The organism is Bradyrhizobium iriomotense (assembly GCF_018130765.1).
Classification (GTDB): domain Bacteria; phylum Pseudomonadota; class Alphaproteobacteria; order Rhizobiales; family Xanthobacteraceae; genus Bradyrhizobium; species Bradyrhizobium iriomotense_A.
The window spans coordinates 253125-278412 of sequence record NZ_JAFCJZ010000004.1; the positions used below are offsets into that span (position 1 = coordinate 253125).

At 65.8% G+C, this 25288-nt stretch carries 21 protein-coding genes; 12 read left to right on the top strand and 9 right to left on the bottom strand.

The features are described from left to right. Positions 1-81: 81 nt before the first annotated feature. Entirely contained in the window at positions 82-894 is an 813-nt protein-coding gene (locus JQ635_RS09850) for a uracil-DNA glycosylase (protein WP_211409662.1), read from the bottom strand. A 133-nt stretch (positions 895-1027) separates the two neighbouring features. Here JQ635_RS09850 and JQ635_RS09855 point away from each other — a divergent pair, with 133 nt between their 5' ends. The 3 genes from JQ635_RS09855 to JQ635_RS09865 all read left to right on the top strand — a co-directional run bounded on the left by JQ635_RS09855 (position 1028) and on the right by JQ635_RS09865 (position 5694). After that, positions 1028-2689: an electron transfer flavoprotein-ubiquinone oxidoreductase gene (locus JQ635_RS09855; protein ID WP_211409663.1), complete on the top strand. Its 1662-nt coding sequence runs from the start codon at positions 1028-1030 to the stop codon at positions 2687-2689. Between the two features lie 298 nt (positions 2690-2987). Then, positions 2988-4784 (top strand): tetratricopeptide repeat protein, encoded by a 1797-nt coding sequence (locus JQ635_RS09860; RefSeq protein WP_211409664.1) that lies wholly within the window; start codon positions 2988-2990, stop codon positions 4782-4784. A gap of 25 nt (positions 4785-4809) precedes the next feature. Next, positions 4810-5694, top strand: a complete 885-nt coding sequence (locus JQ635_RS09865; protein ID WP_211409665.1) for a 4-(cytidine 5'-diphospho)-2-C-methyl-D-erythritol kinase — start codon at positions 4810-4812, stop codon at positions 5692-5694. A 109-nt stretch (positions 5695-5803) separates the two neighbouring features. Here the strand turns inward: JQ635_RS09865 and JQ635_RS09870 are convergent, their stop codons facing one another. From JQ635_RS09870 to JQ635_RS09890, 5 genes are all read right to left on the bottom strand, one after another. Continuing rightward, positions 5804-6682 (bottom strand): alpha/beta fold hydrolase, encoded by an 879-nt coding sequence (locus JQ635_RS09870; RefSeq protein ID WP_211409666.1) that lies wholly within the window; start codon positions 6680-6682, stop codon positions 5804-5806. After that, the gene (locus tag JQ635_RS09875) at positions 6675-7307 is read right to left on the bottom strand and encodes a LysE family translocator (RefSeq protein ID WP_211409667.1); all 633 of its coding nucleotides are present in this window, start codon (positions 7305-7307) and stop codon (positions 6675-6677) included. Before JQ635_RS09875 ends, JQ635_RS09870 begins: the two co-directional genes overlap by 8 nt. A 44-nt stretch (positions 7308-7351) precedes the next feature. Next, positions 7352-8614: a beta-ketoacyl-ACP synthase II gene (gene fabF / locus JQ635_RS09880; protein ID WP_211409668.1), complete on the bottom strand. Its 1263-nt coding sequence runs from the start codon at positions 8612-8614 to the stop codon at positions 7352-7354. A 1-nt stretch (position 8615) separates the two neighbouring features. Then, positions 8616-9131 carry a winged helix-turn-helix transcriptional regulator gene (locus JQ635_RS09885; RefSeq protein ID WP_211409669.1) on the bottom strand — a complete coding sequence of 172 codons (516 nt, stop codon included), beginning with the start codon at positions 9129-9131 and terminating at the stop codon, positions 8616-8618. 434 nt (positions 9132-9565) lie between these two features. Further along, positions 9566-10573 (bottom strand): polyprenyl synthetase family protein, encoded by a 1008-nt coding sequence (locus JQ635_RS09890; RefSeq protein WP_080135719.1) that lies wholly within the window; start codon positions 10571-10573, stop codon positions 9566-9568. Between the two features lie 133 nt (positions 10574-10706). On the opposite strand from JQ635_RS09890, the gene JQ635_RS09895 reads away from it, so the two are divergent. The 6 genes from JQ635_RS09895 (at position 10707) to glyS (ending at position 16470) form a co-directional block, all read left to right on the top strand. After that, complete coding sequence (locus JQ635_RS09895) at positions 10707-10934, top strand: DUF2007 domain-containing protein (RefSeq protein ID WP_018648792.1); 228 nt, start codon at positions 10707-10709, stop codon at positions 10932-10934. Continuing rightward, positions 10927-11694: a tRNA1(Val) (adenine(37)-N6)-methyltransferase gene (locus JQ635_RS09900; protein WP_211409670.1), complete on the top strand. Its 768-nt coding sequence runs from the start codon at positions 10927-10929 to the stop codon at positions 11692-11694. Before JQ635_RS09895 ends, JQ635_RS09900 begins: the two co-directional genes overlap by 8 nt. Before the next feature lie 215 nt (positions 11695-11909). Continuing rightward, positions 11910-12818: a S49 family peptidase gene (locus JQ635_RS09905; RefSeq protein WP_211409671.1), complete on the top strand. Its 909-nt coding sequence runs from the start codon at positions 11910-11912 to the stop codon at positions 12816-12818. 104 nt (positions 12819-12922) lie between these two features. After that, positions 12923-13114 (top strand): hypothetical protein, encoded by a 192-nt coding sequence (locus JQ635_RS09910; protein WP_018648788.1) that lies wholly within the window; start codon positions 12923-12925, stop codon positions 13112-13114. A 231-nt stretch (positions 13115-13345) separates the two neighbouring features. After that, positions 13346-14281 carry a glycine--tRNA ligase subunit alpha gene (locus JQ635_RS09915; protein WP_211409672.1) on the top strand — a complete coding sequence of 312 codons (936 nt, stop codon included), beginning with the start codon at positions 13346-13348 and terminating at the stop codon, positions 14279-14281. Beyond that, on the top strand, positions 14281-16470 hold the full coding sequence (gene glyS, locus JQ635_RS09920; RefSeq protein ID WP_211409673.1) for a glycine--tRNA ligase subunit beta: 2190 nt from the start codon (positions 14281-14283) through the stop codon (positions 16468-16470). The genes JQ635_RS09915 and glyS overlap by 1 nt, the downstream gene beginning before the upstream one ends. Before the next feature lie 303 nt (positions 16471-16773). Here the strand turns inward: glyS and JQ635_RS09925 are convergent, their stop codons facing one another. Beyond that, positions 16774-17121: a DUF1236 domain-containing protein gene (locus JQ635_RS09925; protein ID WP_211409674.1), complete on the bottom strand. Its 348-nt coding sequence runs from the start codon at positions 17119-17121 to the stop codon at positions 16774-16776. 225 nt (positions 17122-17346) lie between these two features. Here JQ635_RS09925 and JQ635_RS09930 point away from each other — a divergent pair, with 225 nt between their 5' ends. The 3 genes from JQ635_RS09930 (at position 17347) to JQ635_RS09940 (ending at position 22494) form a co-directional block, all read left to right on the top strand. After that, positions 17347-17502 carry a DUF3096 domain-containing protein gene (locus tag JQ635_RS09930; RefSeq protein WP_074077234.1) on the top strand — a complete coding sequence of 52 codons (156 nt, stop codon included), beginning with the start codon at positions 17347-17349 and terminating at the stop codon, positions 17500-17502. A gap of 96 nt (positions 17503-17598) precedes the next feature. Next, entirely contained in the window at positions 17599-20514 is a 2916-nt protein-coding gene (gene ppdK / locus JQ635_RS09935) for a pyruvate, phosphate dikinase (protein WP_211409675.1), read from the top strand. A 525-nt stretch (positions 20515-21039) separates the two neighbouring features. After that, positions 21040-22494, top strand: coding sequence for a cell wall hydrolase (locus JQ635_RS09940; protein WP_211409676.1), 1455 nt, complete (start codon positions 21040-21042; stop codon positions 22492-22494). 154 nt (positions 22495-22648) lie between these two features. Here JQ635_RS09940 and nadC read toward each other — a convergent pair whose 3' ends face one another. Further along, entirely contained in the window at positions 22649-23527 is an 879-nt protein-coding gene (gene nadC / locus JQ635_RS09945) for a carboxylating nicotinate-nucleotide diphosphorylase (protein ID WP_211409677.1), read from the bottom strand. A 10-nt stretch (positions 23528-23537) separates the two neighbouring features. Next, a complete protein-coding gene (locus JQ635_RS09950) occupies positions 23538-25145 on the bottom strand; it encodes an L-aspartate oxidase (protein WP_211409678.1) in 1608 nt (535 codons plus the stop codon). Positions 25146-25288 lie beyond the last annotated feature (143 nt).

Consider the following 25288-nt stretch of genomic DNA (forward strand, 5'->3'; position numbering starts at 1 on the left):
GGATGAATGGATTCTCTGATGCGCAATTGCGCATCATAGTTCGCGGCTTTGCCGCGCCCCGGAATGACGGCGTGTATGTGGTTACGCCGCGCCTTGCGCCAGCACCTTCGCGATCGCGCGCAGATCCTGCCAGGCCAGGCGCTTGTAGGACGGCGAGCGCAGCAGATAGGCCGGATGGAACGTCGGCAGCGCACGGATGGTGCGCTGGCCGGTGTCGTAGTCGAACCAGCGCCCGCGGGTGCGCATGATGCCATCGCGCGTCGACAGCAGCGTCTGCGTCGAGGGATTGCCGAGCGTCACCAGCACATCCGGATTTACCAGCTCGATCTGGCGCTGGATGAAGGGCAGGCACACTTGCGTCTCCTGCGGCGTCGGCGTGCGGTTGCCGGGAGGCCGCCAGGGAATGACGTTGGCGATATAGGCGGTGGTGCGGTTGAGCCCGATCGCCCCGATCATGAGATCGAGCAGCTTGCCGCTGCGCCCGACAAAGGGCAGTCCCTCGATGTCCTCATCGCGGCCCGGCGCCTCGCCGACGAACATGATGCGCGCCTGCGGGTTGCCGTCGGCGAACACCAGCCGCGTCGCCGTGTGCTTGAGCGCGCAGCCCTCGAAATTCTGCATCAGTTCGCGTAGCGCCTCCAGGGTCGGCGCGGTGCGCGCAGCCTCGCGCGCCGAAGCGATGGCGACGTCGGGTGCAGGCGCGGCCTCGCCACGCATCACCGCGGGCGCCGCAACCGGCCGCGGCGCCTCGACCGGCACCGCGCGCGGGGCCGGCGGTGGCGTATCGATTTCCGCCAGGCGGTCTATCGGTTCCTCCGCCAGCGCGCAGTCGACTCCGGCCTCCAGATAGAAGGCGAGCAGCTCTCGGACGGTGGGTGCGGGTTCGGGGATCATGGGAAAGTCTGACTTTTATATCACCTTGGACGGCCTTGCATCCCGGCGGAACGCGATTCCGAGGTTGTCCTACCCGGAAAAATCGGAAACAAGAGGGCAAACGACCAAGGACCGTCTCAAGGGCTGAGATCAGATGAGCACCGAAGAACTTCCCCCGCGCGAATCCATGGAATTCGACGTCGTCATCGTCGGCGCCGGCCCCTCGGGCCTGTCGGCCGCGATCCGGCTGAAGCAGCTCAACGCCGATCTCAACATCGTCGTGGTGGAGAAGGGCTCCGAGGTCGGCGCGCATATTCTTTCGGGCGCGGTGATCGACCCGGCCGGGCTCGACAAGCTCATTCCGGACTGGCGCGAGGATGCCGACTGCCCGCTGAAGACCCAGGTGAAGGACGACCGCTTCTACTGGATGACCGGCGGCGGCGCGATCAAGCTGCCGAACTTCATGATGCCGCCGCTGATGGACAACCATCACTGCTACATCGGCTCGCTCGGCAATGTCTGTCGCTGGCTGGCGCGGAGAGCGGAGGCGCTCGGCGTCGAGATCTATCCGGGCTTTGCCGCGGCCGAGGTGCTCTATGACGAGGAGGGCAAGGTCAAGGGCATCGCCACCGGCGACATGGGCATCGGCCGCGACGGCAAGCCGAAGGACTCCTTCACCCGTGGCATGGAATTGCTCGGCAAGTACACGCTGTTCGCCGAAGGCGCGCGCGGCAGTCTGACCAAGCAGCTCATCAACAAGTTCGCGCTCGATGCCAAGAGCGAGCCGCCGAAGTTCGGCATCGGGCTCAAGGAAGTCTGGCAGATCGATCCCGCCAAGCATCAGAAGGGGATGATCCAGCATTCCTTCGGCTGGCCGCTCGACCTGAAGACCGGCGGCGGCTCGTTCCTCTATCATTACGACGACAATCTCGTTGCCGTCGGCTTCGTCGTGCACCTCAACTACGACGATCCGTATCTGTCGCCGTTCGACGAGTTCCAGCGCTTCAAGACGCACCCGTCGATCCGCGGCACCTTCGAGGGCGCAAAGCGGCTCGCTTACGGCGCGCGCGCCATCACCGAGGGCGGCTATCAGTCGGTGCCGAAGCTCAGCTTCCCCGGCGGCGCGCTGATCGGCTGCGCGGCCGGCTTCGTCAACGTGCCCCGCATCAAGGGCGTACACAATGCGATGGGCACCGGCATGCTGGCTGCCGAGCACGTCGCCGCTGCGCTTGCCGCGGATCGCGCCAATGACGAGCTCGTCGAATATGAGAACGCCTGGCGCTCCTCGTCGGTCGGCAAGGACCTGTTCCTGGTCCGCAACGTCAAGCCGCTGTGGTCGAAGTTCGGCACCGTGCTCGGCGTCGCGCTGGGCGGCTTCGACATGTGGTGCAACACGCTGTTCGGCGCCTCGCTGTTCGGCACCCAGTCGCACGGCAAGCCCGACCGCGCCACGCTCGATCCGGCGAAGAGCCATGCGCCGAAGAACTACCCGAAGCCTGATGGCAAGATTTCCTTCGACAAGCTGTCCTCGGTGTTCCTGTCCAACACCAATCATGAAGAGGACCAGCCGGTCCATCTCAAGGTTGCGGACATGAACCTGCAGAAGACCTCGGAGCACGACGTCTTCGCGGGTCCCTCGAATCGCTATTGCCCGGCCGGCGTCTACGAGTGGGTCGAGGAGGGGACGAGCCCGCGCTTCCAGATCAACGCCCAGAACTGCGTCCACTGCAAAACCTGCGACGTGAAGGACCCCAACGGCAACATCACCTGGGTTCCGCCGGAAGGTGGCGGCGGCCCGAACTACGAGGCGATGTAAGAGCGGACCAGATCAGCGCGGACCAGGTCACAAAAGGTGATCTGGCGCACGTTCGCGTGAGGACCCGGCTGCGGCCACCTGCCGCGGCCACGATAAGGCCATAGTGGCGGGGTCTTGGGGCGCTGTTGGCCGATTTGGGGCGTGCGGAGGGGATCGCCCGGTCCGAATCCTTGCGGCGAGACGCCAAAAGCGGCATTGTCGGCCCGACGGTTCCGGGTCCCGATGCCGCAGGCCGCGTTCGCATGCGAGACGGCCTTCTGCTGCAAACCCAGGCACTACCAACTCAAGGCGAGCCCTGATGTTCTCAAATCGTTTCAACCGCTGGACTGTTGCCGCCATCGCCCTCATGGGCACAGCGATCGCGACGGTCCCCGGCGCGGTCCTGGCGCAGACGCCGGACCATCCGTCCGACACGGCGGCGCAGTTTCCGACCCGGAACGATCTGAAGTCGCTCACCACCGCCGGCAGCTATCTTGCCGCCCGCCACGCCAGCGTCGAGCGTGACGCGGCTTCCGCCGCCGCATTCTACCGCTCGGCGCTTCGCACCGATCCCAAGAACAACGAACTGCTCGACCGCGCCTTCATCTCGTCGGTCGCCGACGGCGACATCGATGAGGCGGTCAAGCTCGCCGAGCGCATCCTCACCATCGACAAGACCAACCGCGTCGCGCGCCTCGTCGTCGGCGTGCACGATCTGAAGATGAAGAAGTACGCGACCGCGCAGACCAACATCAACCAGTCGATCCGCGGTCCGATCACCGATCTCGTCGCCACGCTGCTGTCGGGCTGGGCCGCCTATGGCGCCGGCGATGCCAAGGGCGGCGTCGCCACCATCGACAAGCTCGCAGGTCCCGAGTGGTATCCGCTGTTCAAGGATCTCCACACCGGCATGATCCTCGAGCTCGCCGGCAAGGAGAAGGACGCCGGCACGCGCTTCGAGCGCGCCTACAAGCTCGACGATTCCATGCTGCGCGTCACCGAGGCCTATGCGCGCTGGCTGTCGCGCAACAAGGATTCGGCCGCGGCGACCACCGTCTACCAGGCCTTCGACAAGAAGCTGGCCCGCCATCCGCTGATCGTGGAAGGTCTGCGCGACACCAAGGCCGGCAAGAAGCTGCCGCCGCTGATCGATTCCGCGCAGGCCGGCGCCGCCGAAGCGCTCTACGGCATCGGCGCCACACTGACCCGCCGCGGCGGCGAGGATCTGGCGCTGGTCTATCTCCAGCTCTCGCTCTACCTGCAGCCCAGCCATCCGCTGGCGCTGCTCTCGCTCGCCGATCTCTATGAATCGGTGAAGCGGCCGCAAATGGCGATCAAGGTCTATGAGCGCGTGCCGTCGACCTCGCCGCTGAAGCGCAACGCGCAGATCCAGCTCGCCATCGACCTCGATTCCGCCGACCGCACCGACGAGGCGATCAAGATCCTCAAGGGCGTCACGACGGAGGATGCCAAGGATCTCGAAGCGATCATGGCGCTCGGGAATATCGAGCGCGGCCGCAAGCGGTTTGGCGACTGCGGCGCGACCTATTCGCAGGGCATCGAGGTGCTGCCGGCCGGCGCCGACAAGGCCAACAGCGTCTGGTACTATTATCGCGGCATCTGCGAGGAGCGTTCCAAGCAGTGGGCCAAGGCCGAAGCCGACATGAAGAAGGCGCTCGAGCTGCAGCCCGACCAGCCGCATGTCCTCAACTATCTCGGTTATTCCTGGATCGACCAGGGCGTGAACCTCGACGAGGGCATGAAGATGATCAAGCGCGCCGTCGAGCAGCGTCCCGACGATGGCTACATCGTCGATTCCCTCGGCTGGGCCTATTACCGCATCGGCAACTACGAAGAGGCGGTGAAGAACCTCGAGCGCGCGATCGATCTCAAGCCGGAAGATCCCACCATCAACGATCACCTTGGTGATGCCTATTGGCGCGTCGGCCGCACGCTGGAAGCCAAATTCCAGTGGTCGCATGCGCGCGATCTCAAGCCCGAGCCGGATGACCTTCCGAAGATCGAGGCCAAGATCGCTAACGGAATGACCGAGGACAATTCCAACTCTTCCGCGGCGCAGGCCGAGAAGAAAAAGGACGACGGCAAGGGCGGCTAAGAGTGAGTTTGGGGGCTGATCGCCAATGCCGGCGTTGATTGAAGAAGGGCGCGCGAAGGTCAATCTGAGCCTTCGCGTCGTCGGCCGTCGTGCCGACGGCTATCATGATCTCGAGAGCGTGGTCGCCTTTGCCGACTGCGCGGACCGGCTCACGCTGGAGCCGGGCGGCGAGCTGAAGCTCACCACCACCGGGCCGCTGGCCGCAGCCTGTGGCGAGACCGCCGACAATCTCGTGTTCAAGGCGGCCAGGCTTCTGGCCGAGGCCGTGCCGGGCCTGAAGCTCGGTGCCTTCTCGCTCGACAAGGTGCTTCCTGTGGCGGCCGGCATCGGCGGCGGCTCGGCCGATGCCGCGGCGGCGCTGCGGCTGCTCGCGCGCCTCAACAATCTCTCCCTCGATGATCCCCGCCTTCAGAAGGTTGCGCTCGCGACCGGCGCCGACGTGCCGGTGTGCCTGCTCTCGCGCGCCTGCGACATGACCGGCGTCGGCGAGCAGCTGCTGCCGCTCGCGTTGCCGAGCATGCCCTGCGTGATGGTCAATCCGCGCGTGCCTGTTGCCACCAAGGACGTGTTCCAGGCGCTGGGCCTGCGCAACGGCGAGCTTCTGGTCGGCGCCACCTCGGTTCTCGAAGCGCCGGCCTGGCCGGAGGAGGGCGGGTCGATCGCCGATTGGATCGAGGTTCTCGAAACCGTCGCCAACGATCTCGAAGCGCCCGCGCTGCGGATCGAGCCCGTGATCGGCCAGGTGCTGGAAGCACTGCGCGATTCCGCCGGCGTCAAGCTCGCCCGCATGTCCGGCTCCGGCGCGACGTGCTTTGCGATCTACGGCGCAGCCAGCGATGCGCATGCCGCCGCCGAGAAGATCCGGCGCGATCACCCCGGCTGGTGGGTGCATGCGGGGACGTTGAGCTAGGTCTTTTCCCCGGCGACAATGCCGTAGCCCGGATGAGCGAAGCGATATCCGGGACTCTTCCTCGCGGCTTCCCGCATGTCGCTGCGCTCATGCGGGCTACGATTCTCGGCTAACCCGCGCCGTCCTCGGTCAATCCCAAAAACTGCCGGATCGCAGCCAGCACCTCCTGCGGCTTGTCGTGCTGCAGCCAGTGTCCAGCACCGGCGATGGTCTCGACACGCGCTTGCGGGAAATAACGCTCCAGGCCGGCTGCCTTCGCGCCGGCCAGAAAGCTTTCCCCGGCATTGAGCAGCAGCGTCGGACAGGCGATGCGCGACCACAGCGCGACGTGATCGTCCGACCAGAGCCGGTGCGGCGCACTGGCGCGCTGATAGGGATCGAACTTCCAGCTATAGGTGCCGTCCTCGTTCTGCCGCGCGCCGTGGGTGGCAAGATGCAGCGCGACGTCGCGGGCGAGACGCTTGTTGTGCAGCATCATCTGCGCGGCCGCATCCGCGAGGGTCGCATAGCGGCGCGGCGTGCGGTCGTGCAGTCTGTCGAGCTGGCTGACCCATTTGCCGATGCGCTCGTGCGCCGGCGGCTTCGGCGAGTCCGGCAGCATGGTCACGCCGTCGAGGACGACGAGCTTGGCGACCTGCTCCGGGAATGAACCTGAGAAGATCAGGCTCACCATGCCGCCCATGGAATGGCCGATGAGGGTGATCTGAGGCGCGGCGATGGTGCGGACGAGCTGGACGAGATCGTACACATACTCGGTCAGCGCGTAGCTGCCGCCCTTGGTCCAGTCGGAATCGCCGTGACCACGCAGGTCGGGCGCGATCACGTGATAATGCGGCTGCAGCGAGCGCGCGATGACGTCCCAGCTGCGGCAATGATCGCGGCCGCCATGGACCAGGATGAGGGGCGGCGCGCTCTCGTTGCCCCAGTCGGCATAGTGCAGCCGCAGGCCGTGTGATTCATAGAAGCGATCGTGCGGGGCACTAGCCATTGGCGGGTCGCCGCGCCAGCGCGAGCGAGAGTCCGAGGCCCGCGATGAAGACGCCGGAGCCCTGCGTGAGACGCCGCATCAGGTGCGGCCGTCCGATCAGTTGCGTGCGTGTCGCGGATGCCATCAGCACCACGACGACATCGGCGAGCGTGTTCAGCGTCACCGAGATCGCACCCAGCATGATGAATTGCAGCGTCGGATTCGATCCTGCGGGATCGAGGAATTGCGGAATGAAGGCGAGAAAGAACGCCGCGGTCTTCGGGTTCAACGCCTCGACCAGCACGCCGTCGCGAAATGCGCGCTTGTCGCCGACGGCTTCGCTCTCGAGCGACAGTGCCCGGCCGGCGCTGCGGAACGTCTTGATGCCGAGCCAGACCAGATAAAGCGCGCCGACAAACTTCACCGCGGTGAACAGTTCCGCGCTGGCCAGGATGACCGCGGAGATGCCGAGACTGCCGGCCACGACGTGAACCATCCCGCCCAGCGCCGTGCCCGCGGTCGAGGCAAAGCCGCTCGCGCGTCCTTCCGACAGGGTGCGTGCCGCGACGTAAAAAATACCGGGGCCTGGAATTGCCGCAATGAGAAATGCTGCGGCCAGGAACAGCCAGAAATTGGTTTCGGTCATCCTGTTTTCGTAGCGCAGGCTGCCGCGATTGCAAGGCCCCTCGTTCAGCCCATCCGGCGGAAGATCACGCTGGCATTCACCCCGCCGAAGCCGAACCCGTTGGAGATGGCGTGTCGCATCGGCATCGGCCGCGCGCTTCCTGAGACGATGTCGATGCCGTCAGCGCCCGCGTCGGGGTTTTCGAGATTGAGCGTCGGCGGCGCAATCTGGTCGCGCAACGCGAGCACGGTGAAGATTGCCTCCAGGCCGCCGGCAGCGCCGAGCAGATGGCCGGTGGCCGATTTGGTCGCGCTCACGGCAATGCCGCGGTTGCGGCCGAACAGCGTGGCGATCGCGCCAAGCTCGCTTTCGTCGCCGGCCGGCGTCGACGTCGCATGCGCGTTGAGGTGCTGCAGATCCGCGGGCGCAAGCTTGGCCTGTCGGAGCGCGATCTCTATGGCGCGGCGGGCGCCGTCGCCATCGGGCGGACCCGACGTCATGTGGTAGGCGTCCGCCGTCGTGCCGTAGCCGACGACCTCCGCGATCGGCGTCGCGCCGCGGGCCAGCGCGTGCTCCAGGTCCTCGATCACCAGGATGCCGGCGCCTTCGCCCATCACAAAACCGTCGCGGTCGCGATCGAACGGGCGCGAGGCCCGCGCAGGTGTGTCATTGAAGGAGCTCGACAGTGCGCGCGCCGCGGCAAAGCCGCCGAGGCTGACGATGTCGATGCAGGCCTCTGCGCCGCCGCAGATCGCGATGTCGGCTTCACCGGCGCGGATCATGCGCGCGGCATCGCCGATCGCCTGCACGCCGGCCGCGCACGCCGTGACGGGCGTGCCCAGTGCACCCTTGTAGCCATATTTGATCGAGACGTGGCCGGCCGCGAGATTGGCGAGGAACGAGGGGATCGTGAACGGCGACAGCCGGCGCGCGCCGCGCTGCTCGGTGATGCGCACGGCTTCCGCCATCGCCGGAAAGCCGCCGACGCCGGAGGCGATGATCGTCGCTGTGCGTTCCAGCGTGGCTGCATCCTGCGGCGTCCATTTGGCCTGCGCGACTGCTTCTGCCGTGGCGAGCAGCGCGAACAGGATGAAGCGGTCCATCTTGCGCTGGTCTTTTGGCGCGGCAGCCTGCGCGGGATCGAAGCCGCCTTCGGCGTCATCGGCCTTGTCGGGCACGAGCCCGGCAATGCGCGCCGGCAGCACCTGCGACCACTCCGGCAGGGGACGCAGCCCGCTTTGGCCGGCGAGCAGCCGGCGCCAGGTGAGTTCAACACCGCAGCCGAGCGGCGACACCGCGCCCATTCCCGTCACGACGATACGACGCATGTCAGTCTCCAGCCGGCGCGACGGCCGGGTTCATGGCCTTGAGCAAGGCGAGCCGTCTGCGCATCAAGCGGCTGGCGCCCGGACCTGCGATGATGACCGCATTGGCGAGCGTGATCGGCTGCATGTCGGTGGCATCGACGATCACAGGATCGAACGGACGACGATCGCTGCGGTTGGCCAGCAGGATGGCTTCGCCTTTAGGGGCGAGATGCTTGTTGCCCCAGGCCAGCAGCGCCGCGACCACGGGGAAGAAATCCCGCGCCTTGTCGGTCAGCACATATTCATAGCGCGGCGGCCGCTCTTGATAGCGGCGGCGCACGAACATGCCGCTCTCGGTGAGATGGGCGAGCCGTCGCGACAGGATGTTCGGAGCGATGCCGAGGTTTTTCGAAAACTCGTCGAACTTCGTCGCCCCCTGAAAGGCGTCCCGCAGGATCAGGATGCTCCACCATTCGCCGACCGTCTCCACGGCGCGGCCGACGGGGCATTCCAGGATGGAGGGGGATTTGGGCTGCATGGCGGGAAGGTTAGAGTAGTCACTTGCAAAATGCAAGTTACTGGGTGGGCGCCCGCGGATGCGGTGTGGGGCCGCAAGACTGTGCAGCTCGCGCTGCGATCTGAAATGTGTGTTGGCGAACGATGGCCTCGCGCCATACTCCGTCATTGCGAGCGCAGCAAAGCAATCCAGACTGTTTCCGCGGAGGAATTCTGGATTGCTTCGCTGCGCTCGCAATGACGGTGGTGGTGCGGTGGCGAACTATCTCCCCGATGTCGTCCCGGCGAAGGCCGGGACCCATAACCACGGGGAGAAGTTTGACGAAGACTGGTAGTGAAGGTGTCGTCGCGCGGTAGGAACACCGCGCGTCATCGATAGATCACGCGGTATGGGTCCCGGCCTTCGCCGGGACGACACTGACTGTGTTGTACGCAGTGTGCCGAAACGACCAGCGCCTAATGCGACCTTGCCAAACAGAATGCCACCACCTGCTCCAGCGCGCTCTTCATCGGCGAGGGCGGGAACAGCGCCAGCGCGTCGACGGCCATGGCGCCGTAGTGCTGGGCGCGGCTCAGCGTGTCCTCGAGTGCGCGGTGCTTGTTCATGAGCCCGATGGCGTGGTCGAGATCGCTGTCACCGATCTCGCCGCGCTCGAGCGCGCGGATCCAGAAGGCGCGCTCGGTGTCGTTGCCGCGGCGGAAGGCGAGCACGACGGGCAGGGTGATCTTGCCCTCGCGGAAATCGTCGCCGGTGTTCTTGCCGAGCTTGGCGCTCTTGCCGCCATAGTCGAGCACGTCGTCGACGAGCTGGAAGGCGATGCCGAGATTCATGCCGACCGAGCGGCAGGCGGTCTGCTCCGCCTTCGGGCGGTTGGCGATGACAGGTCCGACCTCGCAGGCGGCGGCGAACAGCTCGGCCGTCTTGCCGCGGATCACGGCGAGATATTCGTCCTCGGTGGTCGCGGTGTTCTTGGCAGCCGCAAGCTGCATCACCTCGCCCTCGGCGATGGTGGCAGCGGCCGCGGAGAGGATGTCGAGCGCGCGCAGCGAGCCGACCTCGACCATCATGCGGAAGGCCTGTCCCAGCAGGAAGTCGCCGACCAGCACGCTGGCCTCATTGCCCCAGAGCATGCGCGCCGACAGCTTGCCGCGGCGCATCTCGCTCTCGTCGACGACGTCGTCGTGGAGCAGGGTCGCGGTGTGCATGAACTCGACGGACGCGGCGAGCTTGATGTGGCCGTCGCCGGTGTAGCCGGCGAGGTTGGCCATGGCCAGCGTCAGCATCGGCCGCAGGCGCTTGCCGCCGGAGGAGATCAGATGGTTGGCCACCTCTGGGATCATGGTCACGTCCGAACCGGTTCGCGACAGGATCGTGGCGTTGACGCGCTCCATATCAGGGGCGACAAGGGCAACCAGCTCTTCGATCGACGCGCCGGGAGTTTCGAAAGGTACGATGACGGCCACGCCGGTCTCCAATATTTGCCCCGGAAGGGCTATTCTGATGGAAATACAATAGAAACTGGCGGCGGATGCGGCAAGGCCTGCGGAACCATTGACATTTGCCGCTTTAGCCCCCCTTGGGCAGGAGACCTCAGTTTTGCGTGAACTGGTTCGGACCAACGACATGGTGCTGGTGTCGGCGATCGGCGCGCTGCTCGACGGCGCCAATATCCATCATCTGGTGCTGGACCAGAATATGAGCATCATTGAGGGCTCGCTCGGCATTTTGCCGCGGCGGATCCTAGTCCACGAGGACGACGCCCTCGAGGCCCGGCAGATCCTGACCGACGCCGGCCTCAGCCACGAACTGCGCGGCGATGATTGAGGCCGCAGCAGATATCACCGAGGACGCCTTTCTCGGTGGACAGTTGCTCCTGAAGCAGAAGCGGTCCGGCCATCGCGCCGGGCATGACGCGATCCTGCTGGCGGCGGCGACGCAGGCCCAGGCGGGTGACCGCGTGGTCGATCTTGGCGCCGGTATCGGCACGGCGGGCCTCGCGCTCGCCCGCCGCGTCGCCGGCATCAGGCTCAGCATGGTCGAGATCGATCCGGAACTGGCGGGGCTGGCACGCACCAATGCGGCGGCGAACGCGATCGCCGCCGAGGCGATCGTGCTCGACGTCACCGCCGACGCGCCGGCGTTCGCGGCACACGGGCTGGTGCCCGACAGTGTCGACGCGGTGCTGATGAATCCTCCCTTCAACAATCCGGACAGGCATCGTGGCTCGCCGGATCCGTCCCGCCACACCGCGCATGTTGCGACCGAGCAGACGCTGCATGCGTGGGTGCATGCAGCGCGGCGTATCCTCCGATCGAACGGCGTGCTGACTCTGATCTGGCGCGCGGATGGAATCAGTGAGGTTTTGGCAGCGCTGTCACGCGGCTTCGGCAGCCTTGTGGTCCTGCCGGTTCATGGCGAAGCGGGAAAGCCTGCCATACGCGTGCTGGTGCGCGCAGTTAAAGGCGGCCGGGCTCCGACACGATTGCTGCCGGGCCTGATGCTTAACGAAGAGTCAATCGTGCCTAAAAAAGAGGTGAGGGATATTCTGGAGGGGAGGGCGGCGTTGCCGCTGGCAGAGCCGTGACGGCTTACTGCGGAAGCGATTCCGTCTGCTGTTCAGGCGAGGACGTAAAGCGAATCGCCGTGAAAAGCGCACCGATCAGCAGCAGCAGCAGATAGATCTTCATGGCGTTTCCTCCGCTGCCTATTGCAGCTTCCCAACGGGAATTCTGCAAAACACGTTCCAGGCACTTTCAATGACACTCGCGTGATAAGAAATGGTTAATCAGAGGTAAGGGCATGGCCGAACAATTGAGTGATCGTGGGAGTTCCGGCCTGGCCGACAAGCTCATGCAATATCTGCCGGCGCGCTTCCGTCCCGGCACGGCGGTCGTGCCGGTGGTGCGGCTGTCGGGTGTGATCGGCGCGGTGACGCCGCTGCGGCCGGGCATGTCGCTCGCCGGTGTCGCGCGGGTGCTGGAGCGGGCCTTCTCGATGCGGAATGCCAAGGCGGTGGCGCTGGTGATCAACTCGCCCGGCGGCTCGCCGGTGCAGTCGCGCCAGATCTATCTGCGCATCAAGCAGCTCGCGGCCGAGAAGAAGCTGCCCGTGCTTGTGTTCGTCGAGGACGTCGCGGCCTCCGGCGGCTACATGATCGCCTGTGCCGGCGACGAGATCTTCTGCGATCCGTCCTCGATCCTCGGCTCGATCGGCGTGGTTGGCGGCAGCTTCGGCTTCCAGGACGCGATCAAGCGGCTCGGCATCGAGCGGCGCCTCTACACCGCCGGCGCACACAAGGCGATGCTCGATCCGTTTCTTCCAGAGAACCCGGACGACGTCACCAAGCTGAAGGCGATCCAGCGCGAGATCCACCAGATCTTCATTGCGCTGGTGAAGGAGAGCCGCGGCGCGCGGCTGAAGGGCTCGGAGGACACTCTGTTCACGGGTGAATACTGGGCCGGCGACAGCTCGGTCGCGCTTGGGCTCGCGGACGGCATCGGCGATCTCCGCTCAACTCTTCGTGCCCGCTACGGCGAGAAGGTTCTCACCCCCGTGATCGCCCAGCCGACCGGGCTTTTGTCGGGCCTTCTCGGGCGGAAATCGCCCGGCGCGGGCCAGCTTTCGGCCATGGAATCAATGGCCGGCCTGCCGGATGAGCTGATCTCCGCGGTCGAGACGCGGGCGATTTGGGCGAAATTCGGGTTCTAGGCAGCGCCCTCCCGCGCCATTTGGTCCGCCGCGAGCCAATTGCGGCTTGGCCCCGACTGCGCGAGAATACGCGTGGGGGCTGAGCACTAGACAAGGATCGACAGATGCCGCCGTTCGTCGCTTTCGCGGGCGTCCTGGGCGGGCTTGCCGTGGTCCGCTGGGCCTACAAGACCGCTGTCCGGATCAACCAGGAGCTGGAGGAGATGCGCCTGTCGCGTGTCGCCGAAGCCGCCCATATGGGGGAAATCCAGACACTGAAGCGCGACCCCGTGACCGGAGCTTACCGGCCGGGTTAGTTCTCGCCGCACGCTCGGTGCGCTCCCTCTCCCGCTTGCGGGGGAGGGTTGGGGAGGGGGTATCTCCGCGGGCGAGACCGCCCAAGAGGACAAAGCCCTCACCCGCGCCTTCGGCGCGACCTCTCCCGCAAGCGGGAGAGGTAAGAAGCCCCCCCTTTGCCTTGATTCCCATCCCCGCCGTCGATACGGTCCCGCGCGATTCAAAACCCCCCGCGAGAGCCTGATCTGACGATGGACGCCTCATTGCCCGCCCATATGCGCCCGGAACGCTCGTTCCAGGGCTTCATCCTCGCGCTCCAGCGGTTCTGGGCCGAGCAGGGCTGCGTGATCCTGCAGCCCTACGACATGGAGATGGGCGCGGGCACCTTCCATCCGGCGACCACGCTGCGCGCGCTCGGGCCAAAACCCTGGAACGCGGCCTATGTGCAGCCCTCGCGCCGGCCCAAGGACGGCCGCTACGGCGAGAATCCGAACCGGATGCAGCACTACTACCAGTTCCAGGTGATCATGAAGCCGTCGCCGCCGAACCTTCAGGAGCTGTACCTGAAGTCGCTCGCCGCGATCGGCATCGATTCCGCCGTGCACGACATCCGCTTCGTCGAAGACGACTGGGAGAGCCCGACGCTCGGTGCCTGGGGCCTCGGCTGGGAATGCTGGTGCGACGGCATGGAGGTCAGCCAGTTCACCTATTTCCAGCAGGTCGCCGGCTTCGAATGCGCGCCGGTTGCGGGCGAGCTCACCTACGGGCTCGAGCGCCTCGCGATGTATGTGCAGGGCGTCGACCGCGTCTACGACCTCAACTTCAACGGCCGCGAGGGCGATGCCAAGGTCACCTATGGCGACGTCTTCCTGCAGGCCGAGCGCGAATATTCGAAGCACAATTTCGAAGTTGCCGACACCGCGATGCTGTTCGAGCAGTTCAAGATGGCCGAGACGGCTTGCCGGAAATATCTCGACGCCGGCTGGAAGGACGGCAAGCGCGAGGCGCATCTGATGGCGCTGCCGGCCTATGACCAGTGCATCAAGGCGAGCCATGTCTTCAACCTGCTCGATGCGCGCGGCGTGATCTCCGTGACCGAGCGGCAGAGCTACATTCTTCGTGTGCGTGAGCTGGCCAAGGCTTGCGGCGAGGCCTGGATCCATACTGAAGCGGGCGGAGCGGCCTGATGCCCGATCTTTTGCTTGAACTGTTCTCGGAAGAAATTCCCGCGCGCATGCAGGCCAAGGCGGCCGACGATCTGCGCCGCATGGTCACCGACAAGCTCGTCGCCGAAGGCCTCGTCTATGAAGGCGCGAAGGCGTTCGCGACCCCGCGCCGCCTTGCGCTCACCGTGCATGGCATTCCTGCGCGCCAGCCCGACCTCAAGACCGAACGCCGCGGACCGAAGGTCGGCGCGCCCGATGCGGCTGTGCAGGGCTTCCTGAAAGCGACGGGCTTGAAGTCGCTGGAGGAGGCCAAGATCCAGCGCGATCCCAAGGGTGATTTCTATATCGGCTTGATCGAGAAGCCCGGCCGCGATGCGATCGACGTGCTCGCGGAAATCCTGCCCGTCATCATCCGCACCTTCCCCTGGCCGAAATCGATGCGCTGGGGCGCGCGCTCCGGCAAACCCGGCTCGCTGAGCTGGGTGCGTCCGCTCCATGCGATCACCGCGACCTTCGGGCTCGAGACGGAAGAGCCCGATATCGTGAAGTTCGAGGTCGACGGCATCGAGACCGGCCAGACCACTTACGGCCACCGCTTTCTCGCGCCGGCGGCGATCAACGTGCGGCGCTTCGAGGACTACGAGGCAAAACTGCTCGCCGGCAAGGTCGTGCTCGACCCCGAGCGCCGCAAGGACGCGATCCTCACCGACGCCAAGCAGCTCGCGTTCGCGCAAGGTTTTGAGCTTGTCGAGGACCAGAACCTGCTCGACGAGGTCGCCGGCCTGGTCGAATGGCCGGTCGTGCTGATGGGTTCGTTTGAGCCGGAATTCCTGGCGACTCCGGGCGAAGTGATCCGCGCCACCATCCGCAACAACCAGAAGTGCTTTGTCGTCAGCGATCCCAAGACCGGGAAGCTCGCCAACAAGTTCATCCTGGTCGCCAATATCGAGGCGACAGACGGCGGCAAGACCATCATCGCAGGCAACGAGCGCGTCATCCGCGCGCGGCTGAGCGATGCGAAATTCTTCTACGAGACCGATCTGAAGACGAAGCTCGAGGGCAGGCTGCCGAAGTTCGAGCAGATCGTGTTCCACGAGAAGCTCGGCACGCAGGCCACGCGCATCAAGCGCATCGAGCGTCTTGCCGCCGAGATCGCGCCGCTGGTCGGCGCCGATGTCGCCAAGGCCACGCGGGCCGCGCATCTGGCGAAGGCGGATTTGCTGACCGAAGTCGTCGGCGAATTCCCCGAGGTGCAGGGCCTGATGGGCAAGTACTACGCGCTGGCGCAGGGCGAGGACGCCTCCGTCGCCGCCGCCTGCGAGGAGCACTACAAGCCGCAAGGCCCCGCCGATCGCGTGCCGACGGATCCGGTGAGTGTCGCGGTGGCGCTTGCCGACAAGATCGATACGCTTGTCGGCTTCTGGGCGATTGACGAAAAGCCGACGGGATCGAAGGACCCGTATGCGCTGCGCCGTGCCGCGCTGGGTGTGATCAGAATTGTCTTGGAGCAGAGCGATCGCATTTCCCTGACGCCGATTTTCCAGGCTGCAATTGCGCTTCACATCATGCGTGGCAGCGACGCCACTTTCGAAGACATTGTTCGTGTTGTTCGCAATCCGACCCCCAATCCGACGTTCCTTCGAAAAAGCGGGTCAATCGCAGCCGATAATCTTGTCTCACTGATCGGCGATCTGCTCGCCTTCTTCGCCGATCGCCTGAAAGTCCAGCTCCGCGAGCAGGGCGCGCGGCACGATCTCGTCGACGCCGTGTTCGCGCTCGGCGGCCAGGACGATCTCCTGATGATCGTCCGCCGCGTCGAGGCGCTCGGCAAATTCCTCGACAGCGACGACGGCAAGAACCTGCTCGCCGGCACCAAGCGCGCCAGCAACATCCTCTCGATCGAGGAGAAGAAGGACAAGCGCACGTTCGACGGCGCGCCCGACGCTGCGCTCTACAGCCTGGCCGAGGAGAAGGCGCTGGCGAAGGCGATCGGCGAGGTGAAGGCGGAGGCCAGCGCTGCCGTTGCCAAGGAGGACTTTGCCGCCGCCATGAGCGCGATGGCAAAACTGCGTCCGCCGGTCGATGCGTTCTTCGACAAGGTTCGGGTCAACGACGACGATCCGAAGGTGCGCGAGAACCGGCTGAAGCTGCTGAACGAGATCCGCAGCGCCACGCGTGCGGTGGCGGACTTCTCGAAGATCCAGGATTGAGGCGCGGTCGCGCGGCAAACACCGCTGTCATTCCGGGGCGCGCGTAGCGCGAACCCGGAATCCATCATGCCGCGCGTGATGTGGAGAAATGGATTCCGGGCTCGCGCCAAGTGGCGCGCCCCGGAATGACAGCTTACAAAAAAGCCCCGCCCGGCGGGGGGAGACCGGGCAGGGCCTGATGTCCGATTTAACACTGCTCGCGCCAGCCTGATTGAAGTGGCGCGCCGGACATCTAGTCGATCAGCGGCGTTTTCAAGCGAGGCAGATACCGGTTCGCGTGACGAAAACGCGTCCAGCGAGAGCCTAGTCCAGCACCTCGACGATGCGGCGTGAGCGCGGCTCGACCAGCACGGTCTCGCCGTTCACGACGGTGTAGCGATAGGTGGTGGCGCCGAAGCGTTGCGGCACGTCATAATAGGTGACGCCGGCCTCGGGTAAGGTGGTGCCGACCACCACGCGATCCGGGATACGGAAGGCCGGTACACGTTGTTCGATGACATAGTCGCGGAAGGCCGGCCGCTGTTCGACCGCAATTGTCGGGCCGCTGTCGACCACGACGGGCGCGCGTCCGACCGTGCTTTGCGCCTGCGCCGCCAGGGGCGAGCCGATCGCGGCCGCGAGCGCTGCAAGGGCAAGAATCCTGTTCCGCATAGGCAACTCCTTCGACGTGATTTTTCGGAAAGCGCCATTGGCGCGACTCGGTGGCCAATGCATGCGTCTTGGCAATGTTCCGGAAAATGCACGCCGCATACGCGGCAATTTCAGGCAGTTTTCGCGAAACGGGGAACCCGCTCGCTTCTTGCGCGTCTCTACTCGCGGAACCGGGATCGCTATGATCCGCCGGCGATTCGCCCCACCTCCACAGAAAGATAATTCATGCACATCACCGTCGCCCACATTTCGCCGATCCTGTCGTTGATTGCGGGCGTGCTCATCCTGATCATGCCGCGGCTGCTCAACCTGATCGTCGCGATCTTTCTCATCATCAACGGTGCGATCGGGCTCGGGCTCCTGAAGTGGCTCCACCTCTAGGGGTTCATTTTCCGGAACTGTCCGACTTGCGCGGGCCCCTCCAAAATGGTGTAAGGCCCGCGATTTCCCATTCCTCTCGCAGGTTGTGTGCAAGCTATGGCCAAAGCCGCCTCGAAGCCTAAGAAAATACCAGCGAAATCAAAGTCCTCCGTCAAGGCGAAAGCCGCGCCGGCGGCCCGCAAGGCGCTTCCCAAGAGCGCCCTGAAGAGCGCCCCGAAGCCGGTGGCCAAGCCGGCTGCGAAGGCCTCAACCAAGCCGGTTGCGCCAAAGGTCGCTGTGAAGCCGGCGCCGAAGAAGGGCGCACCCGCCAAGGCGGCGCCAGCCGCGGCCAAGGCCGGCAAATGGGTGTACACATTCGGTGACGGCAAGGCCGAGGGCCGGACCGAGATGCGCGACTTGCTCGGCGGCAAGGGCGCCAACCTCGCCGAGATGGCCAATCTCGGCCTGCCGGTGCCTCCCGGCTTCACCATCCCGACCTCGGTCTGCACCTATTTCTACGCGCACGACAAATCCTACCCGAAGGAATTGCAGTCGCAGGTTGAGAAGGCGCTCGACCATGTCGGCAAGTTGACCGGCAAGGTGTTCGGCGACACCAAGAACCCGCTGCTCGTCTCGGTGCGCTCCGGCGCGCGTGCCTCGATGCCGGGCATGATGGACACGGTGCTCAATCTCGGCCTCAACGACCGGACCGTGGAAGCGCTGTCGGAACTGTCGGGCGACCGCCGCTTCGCCTATGACAGCTATCGCCGCTTCATCACCATGTATTCCGACGTGGTGCTCGGCTTCGAGCATCATCACTTCGAGGAAATCCTCGACACCTTCAAGGACAGCCAGGGCTACACGCTGGACACCGACCTGTCCGCCGACGACTGGGTCGAGCTGGTCGGCAAGTACAAGGACGCGGTCGCGCGCGAGACGGGGAAGGACTTCCCGCAGGATCCGCACGACCAGCTCTGGGGCGCGATCGGTGCGGTGTTCTCATCCTGGATGAACGCGCGCGCGGTGACCTACCGCAAGCTGCACGATATCCCTGAGTCGTGGGGCACCGCGGTCAACGTGCAGGCCATGGTGTTCGGCAACATGGGCGAGACCTCGGCGACCGGCGTTGCCTTCACCCGCAACCCCTCGACCGGCGAAAGCAAGCTCTACGGCGAGTTCCTGATCAACGCGCAGGGTGAGGACGTGGTGGCGGGCATCCGCACGCCGCAGGACATCACCGAGGAGGCGCGCAAGGAGTCGGGCTCCGACAAGGCGTCGATGGAATCGGCGATGCCGGAGGCCTTCAAGGAGCTGACGCGGATCTACACGCTGCTCGAGAAGCACTACCGCGACATGCAGGACATGGAGTTCACGGTCGAGCAGGGCAAGCTCTGGATGCTCCAGACCCGCGGCGGCAAGCGCACGGCCAAGGCGGCGCTGCGCATCGCGGTCGAGCTCGCCAATGAAGGCCTGATCTCCAAGAAGGAAGCGGTGACGCGGATCGATCCGGCTTCGCTCGACCAGCTCTTGCATCCGACCATCGATCCCAACGCCAAGCGCGACGTGATCGCAACCGGCCTGCCGGCTTCGCCAGGCGCGGCCTCCGGCGAGATCGTGTTCTCTTCGGATGAAGCCGCCAAGCTTCAGGGCGACGGACGCAAGGTGATTCTGGTCCGCATCGAGACCAGCCCGGAAGACATCCACGGCATGCACGCCGCGGAAGGCATCCTCACCACGCGCGGCGGCATGACCTCGCACGCGGCGGTCGTCGCGCGCGGCATGGGCAAGCCCTGCGTCTCCGGCTGCGGCACCATCCGCGTCGATTACGGCCGCGGCACCATGAGCATCGGCTCGCGCACCTTCAAGACCGGCGACGTCATCACCATCGACGGCTCGCTCGGCCAGGTGCTCGCCGGCCGCATGCCGATGATCGAGCCGGAGCTGTCCGGCGAGTTCGGCACGCTGATGAACTGGGCCGACCAGGTCCGCAAGATCGGCGTCCGCGTCAATGGCGACACGCCTGATGACGCGCGTACCGCGATCAAGTTCGGCGCCGAAGGCATCGGCCTGTGCCGTACCGAGCACATGTTCTTCGAGGAGACCCGCATCCGCACGGTGCGCGAGATGATCCTCTCCGAGGACGAGCAGTCGCGCCGTGCCGCGCTCGCAAAGCTGCTGCCGATGCAGCGCGCCGACTTCGTCGAGCTGTTCGAGATCATGAAGGGCCTGCCCGTCACGATCCGCTTGCTCGATCCGCCGCTGCACGAGTTCCTGCCGCACACCCATGCCGAGGTCGAGGAAGTGGCGCGCGCCATGAACACCGACCCGCGGCGCCTGGCCGACCGCGCGCGCGAGCTTTCGGAGTTCAATCCGATGCTCGGCTTCCGCGGCTGCCGCATCGCGATCGCCTATCCGGAGATCGCAGAGATGCAGGCGCGCGCGATCTTCGAGGCGGCGGTCGAGGCGCAGAAGCGCACCGGCAAGGCCGTCGGCCTCGAGGTGATGGTGCCGCTGATCGCGACCAAGGCCGAGCTCGATCTCGTCAAGGCGCGGATCGACGCCACCGCGCAGGCGGTGATGCGCGACACCAACACCAAGCTGGCCTATCAGGTCGGCACCATGATCGAGCTGCCGCGCGCCTGTCTGCTCGCGGCCGAGATCGCGCAGTCGGCCGAGTTCTTCTCGTTCGGCACCAACGACCTCACGCAGACGACCTACGGCATCAGCCGCGACGACGCGGCGAGCTTCCTCGGTCCCTACGTGGCGAAGGGCATCCTTTCGGTCGATCCCTTCATCGTGCTCGATCAGGAAGGTGTCGGCGAGCTGGTCAAGATCGGTGTCGCGCGCGGCCGCAAGACACGCCCGAAGCTCAAGGTCGGCATCTGCGGCGAGCACGGCGGCGATCCCGCGTCCGTCGCCTTCTGCCACAATATCGGCCTCGACTACGTCTCCTGCTCGCCCTACCGCGTGCCGATCGCGCGCCTTGCGGCAGCGCAGGCCGCGCTCGGCAAAGAGATCGCGAGCCAGGCGTAAGGCGAAGCGCAGGATTGAGTTGAGAGAGGCGGGGCTTTGGTCCCGCCTCTTTTCATTTCGCGCATCACTCTCTCCACGCAGTCATTGCGAGCGCAGCGAAGCAATCCAGGCCACACACTCGCTGTCATCGCCCGTCAAGCCGGGCGATGAAGTACGCCGAGACAGCTGTGATTGAGCCGAGACGCCGCGGCGTACTGGATGGCCCCGCCTTCGCGGGGCATGACACCGATGATGTGGGAGCACTCAGCGCAACACCGGGAACTCATCACGTGTCCCGCAATGATACGTGCGCGCAAGAGTTCCTTCACCATTCGCGTTGACCGATTGTTTACCGCTTCACGTCAGGCCGCATTTACCAATGCGCATCGTCGCCCCGTGAAAACACCTGCAATCGCTTGAGTGTGCCATGCGAGCAACGTCGATTAACGCCGCGGCAACCTAAATTGGATACTTACGATAAAGATCGAATTGCACGGACGTACTGCGGTTCGATTTTTCTGGCGTAAGCGTAGCGTGAGCGTATCGATGTCAGTGTTGCGTAACCATCCGAAGGGCGCGCGGTTCGCGTCCTTCGGCATCGGTCTCTGCATCTTCGCATTGATGCCGAGAGAGACCGGCTATCAGGACATTGCCTCTCTGCTGGCGCGTCAGCCCGGCGTCGCCGAGCGTTGGCAGAAGCAGGTGTTCTCCGCGGCGTCCTCGATCCAGCTCGCCACCTACAGCTTTTCCCGCCCCATCGGCACTTCGGTTCCGCAGAGCGCGATGGTTCGCCTCGCAAGCATCGATGGACGCGACGTCACTGGCGCGATCAGCCGCAATCCGGCGCTGCAGGCACCACCCCGCTATCAGGCCGCAGATTTTCCCAAGGTCGATCGCTCGCTGAAGGGTGATCGCCTCGCAACGGCTACGCCAGCGCCGGTCCCCGAGACCGCGGCGCCCGCCGCGACGCCCGCGCAGGAAGATCCCGGGACGTCGAACAGCTCGGTGTTCGGCGCCAAGACTGCCGCACTGCCGCAAGCGATGTCGCCGGAGTCCGCAGCTGCGCTCGACCCGGAGCTTGCGGAAGCGCTGCGCGCGCCGCCGCTGCCCCAATATTCCAATCCCCCGCAGGCCAGTGACGTCGCGCGTTCATTCGCGGTACAGCCGCTGGAGGCGCTGAAGCGGGCCACTGCGCCGACGACGCCCGTGCGCGATCCCTTCAGCGTCAAGACCTCGAGCCTGTTCTTCGGCAGCTCCTCGCTCGGCGGCAATGTCGAGAGCATCGAGAGCTGGCAGCCCGGCGCCGAGCCGCTGATCGTGATGCCCGACCCCGACATGAAGGTCACGGCCTCGCTGACCCCGCCGACGGCGGACATCGCCAAGGACATCGAGAGTGGCGAGAGCGTTGCGCCGAAGGGCGAGGTCAACGCCGACAACCAGCGCACCAGATCGCCGGCGGAGCGGCTCGCGCTCGACGACAAGTCGCGCGCGAAGTCGGAAAAGTGTCTCGCCGAAGCCGTCTATTTCGAATCCCGCGGCGAAGCCGTGCGCGGACAGATGGCGGTGGCGCAGGTGGTAATGAACCGCGTGTTCTCCGGCAAATATCCCGACACCGTGTGCGGCGTGGTCTACCAGAACAAGTACCGCCATTTCGCCTGCCAGTTCACCTTTGCCTGTGACAACAATCCGGACGTGATCCGCGAGCCCGAGATGTGGGAGCGCGCGAAGAAGATTTCGAAGGCGATGCTCGACGGTCAGATCTGGCTGCCCGAGGTCGGCAAGTCGACGCACTACCACGCCTATTGGGTGCGCCCGTCCTGGGTCGCCGAGATGAAGAAGATGTACAAGACCGGCGTGCACACCTTCTATCGGCCGCGCAACTGGGGCGACGGCAGCGAGGAACCGAGCTGGGGCACCCCGGCCCAGACCGCCGCGCTCTCTGCCGAGCTTGCGCAGGAAGCGAAGAGCTCGGCCGAGATGGGCAACACGGAGCGGCGGTAGTCTCTCTTAACCTCGCCCCGCTTGCGGGGAGAGGTCGACGCGCGAAGCGCGTCGGGTGAGGGGGTACAGGTCTCTCGGCGATCTCACGTGCGGAGAGAGAGGCCCCTCACCCCAACCCTCTCCCCGTAAGAACGGGGAGAGGGAGTAGACCGTCTCACATCTCGATATCCAGCGCGCAGTCGAAGTTCGGCGCCGAATGCGTCAGCGCGCCGGAGGACGCGTAATCGACGCCGGTCGCCGCGATGGCTGCAATCGAGTCCAGCGTGACGCCGCCTGACGCCTCCAGCTTGAGGCGGCCCTCGTTGATCCTGACAGCCTCGCGCAGTGTCGCAAGGTCCATGTTGTCGAGCAGCACGGCGTCCGCCATTCCGGTGTCGAGCACCTCGCGCAACTGGATCAGCGTATCCACCTCGATCTCGATCTTGACGAGATGGCCGGCATGGGCGCGGGCGCGCTCCAGTACGGCACGGATGCCGCCGGCGACTGCGATGTGATTGTCCTTGATCAGGATCGCGTCGTCGAGGCCGAAGCGATGGTTGAAGCCGCCGCCGCAGCGCACTGCGTATTTCTCCAGCGCGCGCAAACCGGGCGTGGTTTTTCGCGTGCAGCAGATCCGCATTGTCGTGCCCTCGGTGCGCGCGACGTAGTCCGCCGTGAGCGTGGCGATGCCCGACAGCCGGCCGACAAAGTTCAGCGCAGTCCGCTCCGCGGTGAGGATGGCGCGCGCGGGACCCGAGATCGTCAGCACCTGCTGCCCGCGGGCAACGCGTGCGGCGTCGCGGACATGCGCGCGCACCTCGATGTCGGCCGAGAGCCTTTGCAGCGTTGCCAGCGCCAGCGGCAGGCCGGCGATCACGCCGGACTGGCGCGCGACCAGGATGGCCTGCGCCTTAGTCGCTTCGGGAATCGTCGCGAGCGAGGTGATGTCGCCGGCGCGGCCGAGATCCTCGTCGAGCGCGCGATGCACGGCCTCATCGATCGCGAGCGGCGAGAGGAAGGCATCGGGATAGAGCAGTGAGGTCGGGGTGATCATGGGGACTCCTTCAGGCGATCAGGGGTTGCGCAACGCGCGGCAGCGGAGGCTCGCTCAGGCTCTCCGCGACCTCGCGCGCTGCGGCGAGCGTGGTCATCGTTCTCTGCGCCAGCGCGGGGTTGTCGGCTGGATGATCGGAACGGAAATGTGCGCCGCGGCTCTCGCGCCGCGCCCAGGCCGCCGCGGCGACGAGCAGGGCCGAAGCCGCCATGTTGCGGACCGTGATGCTAGCCGCCTCACTCTCGAGCGCGGCAAAGCTGCGTATTGCTTCTGCAAGCCCATCGCGCTCCCGGATCACGCCGACATGCGCGCTCATCATTGTGCGCAGCCGTTTGACGTCCGCTGCATCCGGCGCGCCGCTGCGCGGCGTCACGACTGTGTCGGGGAGGCGGGCAGGCGAGGGCACCGTGCGGCCGGCGATGTCGTCGGCGATGCGTGCGGCGTAGACCACCGCCTCCAGCAGCGAATTGGAGGCGAGGCGGTTGGCGCCGTGCGCGCCGGTGGACGACACTTCGCCGCCGGCCCAGAGCCCGTCGATCGCGCTGCGGCCGCGCGCGTCCACTGCGATGCCGCCCATGTGGTAATGCGCGGCCGGCGCGATCGGAATGGCTTGCTTCGCGGGATCGATCCCGGCGGCGATGCAGCTCGCATGCACCGTCGGAAATTTTTCGGCGAAACGCGTACCGAGCGCGTCCCTTGCATCGAGGAAAGCGCCGCGCCCGGCGGCGATCTCGGCGAACACGCCGCGGGCCACGATGTCGCGCGGCGCAAGCTCGGCGAGCTGATGGCGAGCGAGCATGAAGCGCTCGCCATGGCGGTTGATCAGCGTCGCGCCTTCGCCGCGCAAGGCTTCGGTCGCGAGCGGTGCGGGATCGCGGCCGACCATGATCGCGGTCGGGTGGAACTGCACGAATTCGGGATCGGCGATGACAGCGCCGGCGCGGGCTGCGATCGCAAGGCCGGAGCCGCTGGCTTCCATTGGATTGGTGGTGACGGCGTAGAGATGACCGAGGCCGCCGGTCGCCAGCACGATCGCACGCGAGGCGAGCAGGACCGGGCGTGCGGCGGGATTGCCGGCTTCGCGCAGCTGCAGGCCCGTGACGGCGCCGTTCTCGGTCAGCAGCGACTCCGCGACCAGGCCTTCGATGATACGGATCGACGGCGTGCGGCGCACCGCTTCGCTCAGTGCCGCGATGATCGCGGCGCCTGCTCCGTCGCCGCGCACATGCACAATGCGCCGGGCTGAATGCGCAGCTTCCCGCCCCACGGCGAGCCGGCCTTCGAGGTCGCGGTCGAACGGCACGCCATAGGCGAGCAGGTCGTGGATTCGCGGCGCAGCCTCCCGCGCAATGCCAAGTGCGACGGCTTCGTCGACGAGGCCGCCGCCGACCGCGATCGTATCCGAGGCATGCGCTTCCGGGGTGTCGCCTTCGGCCACCGCCGCCGCGATGCCGCCTTGCGCCCAGGCGGAGGATGCGCCCTGTCCAAGCGGTGCCGCCGAGATCAGTGTCACCGGCCGCGGCGCGAGTTTTAGCGCGCAGAACAATCCGGCAAGGCCGCCGCCGACGATGACGACATCGTCGGTCGAGCGGGTGAGATTGTGGATGTTGTTTGTCATGGCTTTCTCCATTGTCGTCCTGGCGAAAGCCAGGACCCATTACCCCGACTGTTTGTTGTTGCAGCAGGCTGGTGCTGTCAGCGTGCCAATACCCACGTCCTGTGGTTATGGGTCCCGGCCTGCGCCGGGACGACACCGAGTGT